This window comes from Nitratireductor aquibiodomus (assembly GCF_900105565.1).
Taxonomy (GTDB): Bacteria; Pseudomonadota; Alphaproteobacteria; order Rhizobiales; family Rhizobiaceae; genus Nitratireductor; species Nitratireductor aquibiodomus.
The window spans coordinates 2,393,934-2,406,112 of sequence record NZ_FNSL01000001.1; the positions used below are offsets into that span (position 1 = coordinate 2,393,934).

At 60.2% G+C, this 12,179-nt stretch carries 9 protein-coding genes; 4 read left to right on the forward strand and 5 right to left on the reverse strand.

What is annotated here, in order from left to right; translation table 11 throughout:
• Positions 1-40 precede the first annotated feature (40 nt).
• The 4 genes from BLW55_RS11420 to BLW55_RS11435 are packed head-to-tail and all read right to left on the reverse strand — an operon-like array spanning position 41 to position 3,571.
• Positions 41-907: a metal ABC transporter permease gene (locus BLW55_RS11420; RefSeq protein WP_007010715.1), complete on the reverse strand. Its 867-nt coding sequence runs from the start codon at positions 905-907 to the stop codon at positions 41-43.
• Positions 904-1,779: a metal ABC transporter permease gene (locus tag BLW55_RS11425; protein ID WP_007010716.1), complete on the reverse strand. Its 876-nt coding sequence runs from the start codon at positions 1,777-1,779 to the stop codon at positions 904-906. The genes BLW55_RS11420 and BLW55_RS11425 overlap by 4 nt, the downstream gene beginning before the upstream one ends.
• Entirely contained in the window at positions 1,776-2,681 is a 906-nt protein-coding gene (locus tag BLW55_RS11430; RefSeq protein ID WP_090328897.1) for a manganese/iron ABC transporter ATP-binding protein, read from the reverse strand. Before BLW55_RS11430 ends, BLW55_RS11425 begins: the two co-directional genes overlap by 4 nt.
• Positions 2,678-3,571: a metal ABC transporter substrate-binding protein gene (locus tag BLW55_RS11435; protein ID WP_090328898.1), complete on the reverse strand. Its 894-nt coding sequence runs from the start codon at positions 3,569-3,571 to the stop codon at positions 2,678-2,680. The genes BLW55_RS11430 and BLW55_RS11435 overlap by 4 nt, the downstream gene beginning before the upstream one ends.
• Positions 3,572-3,766: 195 nt before the next feature.
• Here BLW55_RS11435 and BLW55_RS11440 point away from each other — a divergent pair, with 195 nt between their 5' ends.
• The 4 genes from BLW55_RS11440 (at position 3,767) to polA (ending at position 11,123) form a co-directional block, all read left to right on the forward strand.
• Positions 3,767-4,198: a Fur family transcriptional regulator gene (locus BLW55_RS11440; protein WP_007010719.1), complete on the forward strand. Its 432-nt coding sequence runs from the start codon at positions 3,767-3,769 to the stop codon at positions 4,196-4,198.
• Positions 4,199-4,560: 362 nt separating this feature from the next.
• Positions 4,561-6,606: a TonB-dependent siderophore receptor gene (locus tag BLW55_RS11445; protein WP_244509059.1), complete on the forward strand. Its 2,046-nt coding sequence runs from the start codon at positions 4,561-4,563 to the stop codon at positions 6,604-6,606.
• Positions 6,607-6,609: 3 nt separating this feature from the next.
• Positions 6,610-7,854: an MFS transporter gene (locus tag BLW55_RS11450; RefSeq protein WP_244509060.1), complete on the forward strand. Its 1,245-nt coding sequence runs from the start codon at positions 6,610-6,612 to the stop codon at positions 7,852-7,854.
• A gap of 356 nt (positions 7,855-8,210) precedes the next feature.
• The gene (gene polA / locus BLW55_RS11455) at positions 8,211-11,123 is read left to right on the forward strand and encodes a DNA polymerase I (protein ID WP_090328900.1); all 2,913 of its coding nucleotides are present in this window, start codon (positions 8,211-8,213) and stop codon (positions 11,121-11,123) included.
• A 111-nt stretch (positions 11,124-11,234) separates the two neighbouring features.
• Here the strand turns inward: polA and BLW55_RS11460 are convergent, their stop codons facing one another.
• Positions 11,235-12,074: an outer membrane protein gene (locus BLW55_RS11460; protein ID WP_090328901.1), complete on the reverse strand. Its 840-nt coding sequence runs from the start codon at positions 12,072-12,074 to the stop codon at positions 11,235-11,237.
• Positions 12,075-12,179 lie beyond the last annotated feature (105 nt).

Genomic DNA, 12,179 nt, shown 5'->3' on the forward strand with positions numbered 1-12,179 from the left:
CCGTGTGAGCCGGCAAAGAGGGAGTGGGCTCACACTGGATTCAACCGGCGGTCCCGATGTCCGCAAGCTGCGCCGCATCCTCGCGCGCATTTCGGCGCAGCGTGTAGAAGAACGCCGCCACGAACAGGCCGGTCATCAGAAGCACGATCGTCGGCGCCGGCGCGCTATCAAGGAAGAAGCTCAGGTAAACGCCGAAGAACGACGAGAACAATGCAACTGCCAGGCTGACCAGCAGCATCCTGTCGAACCGCCTGACCAGCAGAAACGCCACCGCTCCCGGCCCGATCAGAAGCGCAATCGCCAGAATGATGCCCACTGCCGTCAACGCCGCCACGATGGTGAGCGAGAGGATGGACAAGAGCCCGTAATGCAGCACCCGCACCGGCAGGCCAATCGCCTTGGCGTGCTGTCCGTCAAACGCATTCAGAAGTAGATCCCGGCGAAAGAGCACGATCGCCACGCAGACGAAAAGCGCGATAATCCCCGTCTGCGCGATGTCTCCCCACGTCACGCCCAGCATGTCGCCGAACAGGATGTGATCGAGATGCACCTCGGTCTGGATCTTGGTGTAGAGCAGAAGGCCGAGCCCGAACATGCCGGAGAAGACCACGCCCATAATCGTGTCTTCCTTCACACGGCTGTTCTCCTTCAGATAGCCGATGCCCACAACGCAGGTCATGCCGGCCACGAAAGCGCCGATGGCAAAGGGTATGCCGATAATATAGGCGATCACCACACCCGGTAGCACCGCATGGCTCACGGCATCGCCCATCAGCGACCAGCCCTTGAGCACGAGGAAGCAGGAAAGCAGCGCCATGGGCGCAGCAATCAACACCGAGATGATGAACGCCTGCTGCATGAAGGGAAACGCGAAGGGCAGCATCAGCGTATCGAAAAAGCCACTCATGCGCTCATCTCCTGCATGTCGCCTTCCAGCGCCTCACGCGCCCGCCGGCGTGCCGCCAGAAGCCCGTGCTTCGGCGCAAACACGAAGGCTGTCAGAAACGCCAGCGTCTGCAACACGACGATGATCCCGCCCGTCGCCCCATCGAGAAAATAGCTCGCATAGGCCCCGGTGAAGCTTGAGAGCGCGCCAATCGCCACCGCAATGGCAACGAGCCGTGGAAAGCGGTCGGTCAGAAGGTATGCTGTCGCCCCCGGCGTCACCACCATGGCGATAACGAGAAAGGCGCCCACGGTCTGCATGGCGGCCACCGTGCAGGCACTCAGAAGCGTGAAGAAGATGAGCCGCAGAAAGCCCGGGTTGAGGCCGATGGAGCGCGCATGGTTCTCGTCGAAAAACGCGACCATCAGGTCTTTCCACTTGAATGCGAGGACCAGCAGAGTGACGCCGGAAATGATGACAAGCTGCAGCGTGTCCGATGGCGTGATCGCCAGCACATTGCCCAGAACGATGGTCTGGATGTTCACCGCCGCCGGCGACAGCGAAACCATAAACAGTCCGAGCCCAAAGAACGATGTGAAGATCAGGCCGATGATCGCATCCTCGCGCAGCTTGGTGCGCTGATTGAGAAAGAACATCGCACCGGCCGCAAGCCCGCCAGCAAAGAACGCGCCGATAGAAAACGGCAGGCCCAGCATATAGGCCCCGGCTACGCCCGGCACGATGGAGTGCGAAAGCGCATCACCGATCAGCGACCAGCCCTTGAGCATCAGATAGGCGGAGAGAAAGGCGCAGACCCCGCCCACCAGCGCGCTCACCCACATGGCGTTGACCATGTAGCCATAGGAGAAAGGTTCGAGCAGATAGGCGCTCATTTCCTGTCACCCGCTTCCGAGGCACCGTCCTCATCGCCATAAATGACGAAGGGGCGCTCATCGTCGGTCAGAACGGTGAGCTTGCGGGAATCTTCTTCTGCGTCTTCATGCAGATCCGCCCCGCCAAGCGTGAACTGGCGCAGGACACCACCAAACGCCTTTTCCAGATTGGCGCGGGTGAAGACTTCCGGTGTCAGCCCGGAAGCCAGCACCGTTCGGTTGATCAGAACGGTTCGATCGCAGAAGCGCGGCACACTGCCCAGATTGTGCGTCGAGACCAGCATGACATGCCCTTCCTCACGTAACGCCTTCAGAAGCGCGATGATGGATTCTTCCGTGCGGACATCGACGCCGGTGAACGGCTCGTCGAGCAGAATCACCCGGCCCTCCTGCGCCAGCGCCCGCGCCAGGAAGACGCGCTTCTTCTGGCCGCCGGACAGTTCACCGATCTGCCGCTTGCGGAAATCCGCCATGCCCACACGCTCCAGCGCCGCCGCGACCTTCTCATGATCGTGCCGGCGCGGCCAACGCATGAAATTCATGTGGCCATAGCGGCCCATCATCACTACGTCCTCGACGAGAACGGGAAAGTTCCAGTCAACCTCTTCGGCCTGGGGCACATAGGCAACGACGTTGCGCTTCAGGGCCCGCCCTGCCTGCTGGTCCAGGATGGATACCTCTCCCTTGGCCAACGGCACGAAGCCCATGATTGCCTTGAAGAGCGTGGACTTGCCACTGCCATTCACGCCCACAAGCGCCGTGATTGTGCCGGTGGGGATTGAAAAACTGGCGTCACGCAGCGCCGTGTGACCGTTCCGATAGGTAACCGTCACATCGCGAACATCAATGCCGGCGGATTTCGCCGCCGGCTTTCTGTCCCTGTTGATCACGGGTGCGTTCATTGCCCGCTCAGTCCTTCGGCGATCGTTTCGCTCGTTACCCGCAGGAGGTCCAGATAGGTCGGCACCTCGCCGCTCGCATCGCTCAGCGAATCCACGTAGAGAACCCCGCCATACTTCGCACCGGTTTCACGCGCCACCTGTTGCGCCGGGTCCGGTGACACCGTGCTTTCGCTGAAGACGGCCGGCGCCCTGGTTTCCCTGATCTGGTCAATCACATGGCGCACCTGCTGCGGCGTACCCTGCTGATCCGCGTTGATTGGCCAGATATAAAGCTCCTTCAGTCCGAAGTCGCGGGCAAGATAGCTGAACGCGCCCTCGCTGGTGACGAGAACCCGGTGATCCTCGGGAATGGCAGCAAGCCTTTCGCGGATCGGATCAACAACCGCCTTGATCTGCGACTTGTAAGCCTCGGCATTCTTTGCATACACCCCGGCATTCTCAGGATCATGCTTCGAAAACGCGTCGCGGATGTTGTCGACATAGGTCAGCGCATCGCTCGGCGACATCCAGGCATGTGGGTTGGGCTTGCCCGTATAGGGGCCCTCGCCAATGCTCATCGGCTCCACGCCCTGCGAAACCACCACGCTCGGAACATCCTTGAGATTGCGGAAGAAGCGCTCGAACCAGAGCTCGAGATTGAGCCCGTTCCACAGGATCAGGTCGGCATCCTGAGCCCGCAGAATATCGCCCGGTGTCGGCTGGTAATTGTGAATTTCCGCATTCGGCTTGGTGATCGATTCGACCACCGCCGCCTCGCCCGCAACGTTGCGTGCCATATCCGCGATAACGGTAAATGTCGTGACCGCCTTGAAGCGCTCATCCTGAGCGAAGGCGGAGGTCGCGGCGAGTGCTGCGACGATGAAAGTGGCCAATCCTTTGGCTAAACGCATGAAAATCCCCTGAAACACATCAAACTGCTGTGACTGCCTGAAGCTAGGCTGTATTTCTCAACTCGTCAATGCAATTGCAAATCGTTTGCAATAAAAAAGCTGAAACCCTGAAACTGCAGGGTTTCCTGAGGAGAAACTTGAGTGCGAACAGATGGAATCTTTGCAACTGATTGTCATCTGGCGCATAGTTGCCCTATGAATCAGCATGCCAGCCATAAGCCGGATTACGAGAAGGAACTGCGCCGCGCCGGCGTTCGCATCACCCGGCCGCGCAAAGTGATTCTGCGAATTCTGACAGAAACGGACGATCATCCGGACGCCATGGAAATTTTCCAGCGTGCTTCGGCCATCGATCCGAGCATCTCACTATCGACCGTCTACCGCACCATGAAGCTTCTGGAAGAGATGGGGGCGATCCACCGCCATGCCTTTGAAGGCGGGCGCGCCCGTTTCGAGCAGGCCGACGGCGAGCATCACGACCACCTGATCGATATCGACACGGGTGACGTGATCGAATTCCATTCGAAGCGCATCGAAGAGTTGCAGGAAGAAATTGCCAGCGCACTCGGCTACGACATCGTGCACCACCGGCTGGAACTCTACGGGCGCAAGCGAAAGAGAAGCTGAGGCCCTTCGGAGCGCGCTCAACGCTCCGACTAGAGCATTTTGCAGTCAGGTGGCATCACCTGACGTCCGCACAAAGCGAAAAAACTGATGGATTGAGCGGAGCAGCGTTTCAGTGAAACGGTGAACCGCTCCAAACACACTCCACCTGACATCGAAACACCGTTTCCCGTTGGCTCTCTCGGCTCAGGGCCCCTGTATTGTGCGGTCTCATCCATAAACTTGACTCCAATAGTCATAATAAATAGAAGCCTTGGCTATTGTTTCTCCCGGCGCATTCCGTGCCTGAAAATTCCCGGAAAATGGAGAGTGCGTTGTCCGCAATTCACCCAGCCCGCATCAGCCACTTAGCGTTGATGGCGGCAATGACCTTACCCGTGACCGCAAAGACCGTGCTGGCGCAGGAAGCAACCGTGTTGCAACGCCTGACGGTGGAAGCGGAGAGCGACGACATTCTCCTGCAGGACGGCTACATCGTTCAGGAAAGCCGTACCGGAACAAAGACCGACACTCCCATCGTGCAGATCCCGCAGGCCATCTCCGTAGTCACGCAGGATCAGCTGGAAGACCAGAAGCCGCGCACGCTCAATGAGAGCCTTGGCTATATCGCAAGCGCCAACCCGAACGGCTTCGGTTTCGACAATCGCTATGACGCGTTCACCCTGCGTGGCTTCCCGGCCTATTCCACAGGCACGTTCCGGGACGGTCTGCGACAGTATAATGGCCCTTCGGCCTGGTTTCGAACCGAGCCCTACGGGATCGAGGGACTTATGGTTCTCAAGGGCCCCGCGTCTTCCCTATATGGCGTGAGTGGCCCGGGCGGCATCGTCAACATCGTCACCAAACGCCCGAAAGAAGAGACCTTTCGCGAGGTCGAACTCCTTGCCGGGACCAATCAACGCTTCCAGGGCGCATTCGATTTCAGCGGCCCGGTCAATGAAAGCGGCACGATCCTCTATCGTCTCACCGGTCTCGGGCGCGTCTCCGACACCGAGATCCCCGGATACGAAGACGACAAGTTCTACATCGCACCAGCAGTAACCCTGCAGCCCGACGCTGGCACAAAACTCACCATTCTCGGCGAGTATTCAAAGGCCGTAACGGGCGCCACCGCGTGGTATCACAATTCATCCTATGGCGTGTTGTCCGATCTTTATGCCGGCGATCCCGACTGGAACGACTTCGACCTCCGGCAGGGTCGCATCGGATTTGAGTTCGAGCACAGTCTCAACGATGTTGTGACCCTGAGACAGAATTTACGTTTCCAGGCTGTCGATGCAGATCTGAAATACAGCGGCTTCTACCCCGCTCCCCCGAGCCGGATATGGGCGCGCTATCAGGAAGAGACAAGAAATTTCGTCGTCGACAACATCGCGCAGTTCGACTTCGACACTGGCTCGATCGAGCATACTGCAGTTGTCGGGCTCGACTATTCCTGGTCCGATTACACGGCCCGTTCGGCGCGCTCTCTCTCGGGCAGCGCCTCTCTCGATATGGTGCCCTACGCCTTCTCCGGCAGCCAGAAGATGCACCAATACGGCCTTTACGCCCATGATCAGATGGAGTGGAACGACTGGACACTGTTTGTCAGCGCACGGCACGACTGGGTCAAATCGGACAGCGTTTCTGCGGCCCTCGTCGGATCGGAACAGACCGACAAGGCGTTATCAGGTCGGGTCGGCCTGTCCTACCGCACCCCCTGGGGCCTGATCCCTTATGTGAATTATTCGACCTCCTTCTCGCCCAATCTCGGTTTTGTCTACGACTATGCCACCAATGCACGCTCCGTCGCCCGGCCGACAAAGGGCAGACAGTTCGAGGCAGGCGTGAAGTATGAACTGCCCGACCACAACGCCGTCATCAGCGCGGCATTCTTCAACATCGATCAGACAGACGGTGTCGTCTATGACGGCACATTCGATGCGGCGGGCAATCAGCGCCAGCGCCAGCTCGACCTCAACGCGCGCGGCGTGGAACTTGAGGCGCAGGCGTCTCTTGGCAATGGCTTCGGTATGCTCGCCTCATACACATATATGCGCATGAAGATCGAAGACGGCCTGCCCGGCACTGTCGGCAACGAACTCTCCTCCACGCCCAACCACATGTTCTCAATCTGGGGCACCTATGATGTGCAGGACGGGCCGATGGCGGGGCTCGGTATCGGCGCTGGTCTGCGCTATGTGGGCGAAAGCTTCGGCGACGACGCGAACAGCTTCAGGAATGACGCCCGCGTGCTGGTGGATGCTTCCCTGTCTTATGACTTCGGCGCGGCAAAGCCGGAGTGGGACGGCCTCAGCCTTCAGGTCAACGCGAAGAACCTGTTTGACACACGCAAGCAGATCTGCACCGCCGGCAATTGTTATCTGGACGAAGGTCGCCAGATAACGGGCAGCCTGCGCTACAGGTTCTAGCTTATGGCCGAAACCACCGACCAAAAAACAGGCCCGATCGCCATCGTGATGGCGGTTGGAGGCCTGTATGTGGCGCAAAGCGTGATCGGGGGCATTACCTGGATCGGGCTTCCGGCAGTGATGCGTGAAGAAGGGCTCCCGCTCGACCTGCTCAGTCTCCTGTCCCTGATTGCTTTGCCCTGGGCGCTCAAATTTCTCTGGGCACCCGCCATCGAGCGTTTTCGGCTGCCGCCGCAGGGGCGCAATCGTTCCGGCATCGTGGTCATGATCGGGGGCGGGATCTCTGTGCTCGGTCTGGTCATTGCCGGCTTTGTGGGTCTGCATTCGGTGCCGCTCATAATCGCGATGCTCACCGTCGTCGCATTCGCCGCTGCCACGGTGGACATCGCGGTGGACGGGTTCGCGGTGGAAGCCCTTCCCCGCGCGCAGCATGGCTGGGCCAACGCTGCACAGGTCGGCGGCGCCTATCTGGGTTCAGCCCTCGGCGGCGGGCTGTTTCTTGTCCTCGTCTCCTATCTGGGCTGGATGAAGGCGGTCCCGCTGATGGCTCTTTTTCTGGTTGCCCTCGGCGCTCCCTTTCTCTTTCGAATGCAGTTCCCGACACGAGAACGCCCACACACACCATCGCTGAAAGCGGCGCTCCGACGCCCGGAAATCCGCAAGGGCCTGCTGGCAGCCGGTGTCTACGTGCTGGCCCAGAAGGGCGGCATGATGATGCTCGGCCCTCTACTCGTCGATGCCGGCCTCTCTCTGGAAACGATAGGCCTCGTCAACGGTCTGGCTGGACTATCGGTCGGTCTGGTCGCCGCCCTGGCGGGTGGCGCGCTGGTTCGCAGGCTGGGGCCGAGGCCCGTGCTGGTTCTTGCTCTGGCGCTACAATCCATCGCATTGGGCTTCTTCAGCCTGTATGATTTCTTTCCGGGGTTGCCCAACTGGCTTCTTGCGTGCTTCGCCGTGGCCAGTGGATCGGCGATCATGGCCCTTGGCTTCGTGGCGCTCTACGCTCAGTTCATGCGCTGGTCTGACGTTCGCCAGGGTGGGATCGATTTCACGCTGTTTCAGTCGATGGATGCGGGCATCAGCATGCTTGGCGGTCTCGTGGCCGGATTCGTTTCCAGCCATTTCGGCTATGGCACGTTTTTCGGCATGGCCGCGATTGTCGCTCTCTGCGCCGTGCCCGCCATGGCCATGATCGTAGGCGGGCAGCCCGCAGCAGTGACGGAATCCGGCGCCGAGGAGCCTGCCTGAAGAGCCTGGTTTTGGATGGTTTTCGCGGCAGATCAAGAGCCGCCGTGGTGGAGGGGAAACCACGGCGGCCATGCTTGAAACACCGCGGCAGCCCGGAGAGGGGGGATGAGGCTGCCGCTATTTCGTCCGGAAAAGGCGGGGGACGAGCCTAGGCCGGACCACGGCGAAAAATTGCCGCTGTCTGATATTTTGTGTTCGAACGTGGCTATTCAAGGGCACGAACATTACATCTTCGTAACAAACGCGTGATAGAAAGCGGTAGGCGGCGTTCGACCATGTCAGCACACTTCTCCGAAAGGCGCTGAACACCCCCTTTTCCATGGACAGGCGCACCCTGCCGCGCTACCCGTACAGCCATGAAAAAAGGCGATCATCTCTTCCTCGTTGACGGCTCGGGCTACATCTTTCGTGCCTATCACGCACTGCCCCCGCTAACCCGCAAATCCGACGGCCTGCCGGTCGGCGCAGTGGCCGGCTTCTGCAACATGCTCTGGAAACTGCTGCAGAATGCGCGGGATACGGATGTCGGCGTCACGCCGACGCATTTCGCGGTGATTTTCGACCATTCCTCGAAAACCTTCCGCAACGACCTCTACCCGGAATACAAGGCCAACCGCTCTGAACCGCCGGAAGACCTGGTGCCGCAGTTCGGCCTGATCCGCGAAGCGACACAGGCTTTCGACCTGCCCTGCATCGAAATGGCCGGTTTCGAAGCTGATGACCTGATTGCCACCTATGCCAGGCTTGCGAGTGAAGCAGGCGGCGAAACCACCATCATTTCCTCCGACAAGGACCTGATGCAGCTCGTCACCGATCACGTCTCCATGTACGACCCGATGAAGGATCGCGAGATCCGGATTCCGGAAGTGATCGAGAAATGGGGCGTTCCGCCCGAGAAAATGATCGACCTTCAGGCGCTGACGGGCGATTCAGTTGACAACGTCCCTGGCGTCCCCGGGATCGGCCCGAAAACGGCCGCCCAACTGCTCGAAGAGTATGGCGATCTCGACACGCTGCTTTCTCGCGCAAATGAGATAAAACAGAACAAAAGACGCGAAAACCTGATCGAATTCGCCGAAAAGGCACGCATTTCCCGCGAATTGGTGAAGCTCAGGATCGACGTCCCGGTCGAGCACGGAATCGACACGTTCGAGCTCGCCCCGCCCGACGGGCCGAAGCTGATCGGCTTCCTGAAAGCGATGGAGTTCTCCACCCTGACGCGCCGCGTAGCGGAAGCCACCGGCGCTGAAGTGGCGGAAATCGAAGCCGCTCATGTGGAGGTGGAAGCAGGCGAAAGCGCCCACGGGCCGGACCTCGACCCCTCCCCCGCCGAAAGCGACGGTGACGCGGCAACCCCTGCGAAACTTGCAGCCGGTATCGCAGAAGCTTGCGCAGCGCAGACTTTCGACCACGCCGGCTACGAATGCATCCGCGATCTGGACACGCTGAAGCTGTGGGTCGAGGAAGCCTGCGAGACCGGCATCCTCGCCTTCGACACCGAGACCACCTCGCTCGACCCGATGCAGGCGGAACTCTGCGGCTTTTCGCTCGCCACGAAGCCCGGCCGTGCCGCCTATGTCCCGCTCAACCACAAGAGCGGCGACGGCGACCTTCTGGGCGGCGGGCTGATCGAGGACCAGATTCCGCAGAAGGACGCGCTGGAGGCAATCAAAGCCGTCATGGCCAATCCTGCCGTGCTCAAGATCGGCCAGAACCTCAAATATGACTGGCTGCTGATGTATCGGCTCGGCGTGGAGATCGTCGGCGTGGACGACACCATGCTTATGTCCTATGTGCTCGACGCCGGAACCGGCAGCCACGGCACAGTGAGCCACGGCATGGACGCGCTCTCCGAACGCTGGCTGGGTCACAAACCCATCCCCTACAAGGAACTGACGGGAACGGGCCGCAAGCAGGTCACCTTCGACATGGTCGATCTGGAGCGCGCCACCGCCTACGCCGCCGAAGATGCCGATATCACGCTCCGGCTCTGGCAGGTGCTGAAGCCGCGGCTTGCCGCCGAAGGCCTCGTTTCCGTCTATGAGCGGCTCGAGCGACCCATGATTCCGGTGATCGGCCGCATGGAGCATCGCGGCGTCGCCGTCGACAGGCAGATTCTTTCGCGGCTTTCAGGCGATTTCGCACAGACGGCAGCGGGCATCGAAGACGAGATCTACGAGCTGGCCGGTGAACGCTTCACCATCGGCTCGCCCAAGCAGCTTGGCGAGATCCTGTTCGGCAAGATGGGCCTTCCGGGCGGCAGCAAGACGAAGACCGGCCAGTGGTCAACCTCGGCGCAGGTGCTCGAAGACCTCGCAGCCGCGGGCCACGAGCTCCCGCGCAAGATCGTCGACTGGCGTCAGGTCACCAAGCTCAAATCCACCTATACGGATGCCCTGCCGGGCTACATCAACCCTGAAACCAAGCGGGTGCACACCTCCTACGCACTCGCTTCCACCACGACCGGACGCCTCTCATCGTCCGAACCGAACCTGCAGAACATCCCGATCCGCACCGCCGAGGGCCGCAAGATCCGCACCGCCTTCGTGGCACCGGAAGGCACAAAGCTGATTTCGGCCGATTACAGCCAGATCGAACTGCGTGTGCTCGCCCATGTGGCGGATATCCCCGAGCTCAAGAAAGCCTTTGCCGACGGGCTCGATATTCACGCCATGACGGCGTCGGAAATGTTCGATGTACCGGTGGAAGGCATGCCGCCAGAGGTGCGCCGCCGCGCCAAGGCAATCAATTTCGGCATCATCTACGGCATCTCGGCCTTTGGTCTGGCCAATCAGCTTGGCATTCCGCGCGAAGAGGCCAGCGCCTATATCAAGCGCTATTTCGAGCGTTTTCCCGGCATCAAGGACTATATGGATTCCACCAAGGCCCAGGCACGCGAGCAGGGTTATGTAGAGACCGTGTTCGGCCGCCGGGCACACTATCCCGAAATCCGCTCGTCAAACCCGCAACTGCGCGCCTTCAACGAACGTGCGGCAATCAACGCGCCGATCCAGGGCTCGGCAGCCGACATCATCCGCCGCGCGATGGCGCGCATGGAAGGCGCCCTTGCCGATGCCGGTCTTGAAGACGTGCAGATGCTGCTTCAGGTGCATGACGAACTGATCTTTGAAGCGCCGGAAAGCAAGGTGGAGAAGGCCATTCCCGTCATCTGCGAGGTCATGGAGAACGCGGCACTTCCCGCACGCGCCCTCTCCGTTCCCCTACAGGTCGAGGCACGCGCGGCAAGCAACTGGGATGAGGCTCATTGAGGCTGAGGCCGACACCAAATCTGACCGTCAGCGGCAGTCATCCGTAGACGAAAACCCCGCCAGTGCCGGCGGGGTTGCGAATTGTTCTCGGCCTCGTGGTGAGGAAAACGCTCACCACAGTTCGTAGCGCAGACCCACCCGGATCTCATGCATCGACAGGCCGCTGTCGGTGCCCTGAATTCCAGTGGCCCCGGCCGCCGCCGTGGCAGCATCCCAGCCAAACATCTGACCGCCGTCGATATTGCGATAGCGATAACCCAGATCGACCTTCATGTTGTTGGAGAAGTCGTAGGAAACGCCGGCCATCAAGGCATAGGTAAAGCGCCAGTCGGACTCGCCGCCATGGGCTGTCGTGCCGACAAGACCGGTGCCACCGCAACTTCCGCCCACGCAGTATGAACTGTTGGAGAGATCATCCCAGCGAAGATAGGTGTAACCGATGCCTGCACCGACATAGGGCGTGAAGCCGACATAGGTGCCAAGGTCAATATATCCATTGAGAAGCATGGAGTATCCGGTGACCTCGGACGAATCCTCTGACCGGCAAGTGGTACCGCCGGGGCTTCCGGGGCAGGGAGACGAGCTCGAGGTCGTGCCGCTGAAATCAGCCGAAAAACGGTCCAGCGTCACATCGGCGCGAAGCCAGTCCGTGAAGGAATAGCCGGCGCCGATGCCGAACGTGAAGTTATCGGATAAGGAAACGCTGTCGAACGACGCGGATCCATAGCTGACACCGTCAAATGTCCGGTAGGTGAAGGGATCCTTCGCTTCGGTCTTCAGCGAATAGCCGATATCGCCGCGCAGATACCAGCCGCTGCCAATCTCCACCGGCACCACGTCAGGCGCCTGATCGATGATGATGGGTGGATCGTAGTCAGCGGCGGCTGCCGCGCCGATCGAAATCAGCGTCAGGCATACCGAAGAAGCAAGCAAACGGGTGATGGTGCGCATAATCCGAACTCCGCAAAATGCGACGGATAAACGCTGCCCCCGCCGCTGTTGGAGAGCATTGTTAACCATTCGGGTTAAGCCGAGGTTAAGGCTAACGCAGGGTTA

Coding starts and splice junctions, on each gene's coding strand:
- BLW55_RS11420 (WP_007010715.1), bottom strand. CDS start 907: ATGAGTGGCTTTTTCGATACGCTGATGCTGCCCTTCGCGTTTCCCTTC.
- BLW55_RS11425 (WP_007010716.1), bottom strand. CDS start 1,779: ATGAGCGCCTATCTGCTCGAACCTTTCTCCTATGGCTACATGGTCAAC.
- BLW55_RS11430 (WP_090328897.1), bottom strand. CDS start 2,681: ATGAACGCACCCGTGATCAACAGGGACAGAAAGCCGGCGGCGAAATCC.
- BLW55_RS11435 (WP_090328898.1), bottom strand. CDS start 3,571: ATGCGTTTAGCCAAAGGATTGGCCACTTTCATCGTCGCAGCACTCGCC.
- BLW55_RS11440 (WP_007010719.1), top strand. CDS start 3,767: ATGAATCAGCATGCCAGCCATAAGCCGGATTACGAGAAGGAACTGCGC.
- BLW55_RS11445 (WP_244509059.1), top strand. CDS start 4,561: ATGACCTTACCCGTGACCGCAAAGACCGTGCTGGCGCAGGAAGCAACC.
- BLW55_RS11450 (WP_244509060.1), top strand. CDS start 6,610: ATGGCCGAAACCACCGACCAAAAAACAGGCCCGATCGCCATCGTGATG.
- polA (WP_090328900.1), top strand. CDS start 8,211: ATGAAAAAAGGCGATCATCTCTTCCTCGTTGACGGCTCGGGCTACATC.
- BLW55_RS11460 (WP_090328901.1), bottom strand. CDS start 12,074: ATGCGCACCATCACCCGTTTGCTTGCTTCTTCGGTATGCCTGACGCTG.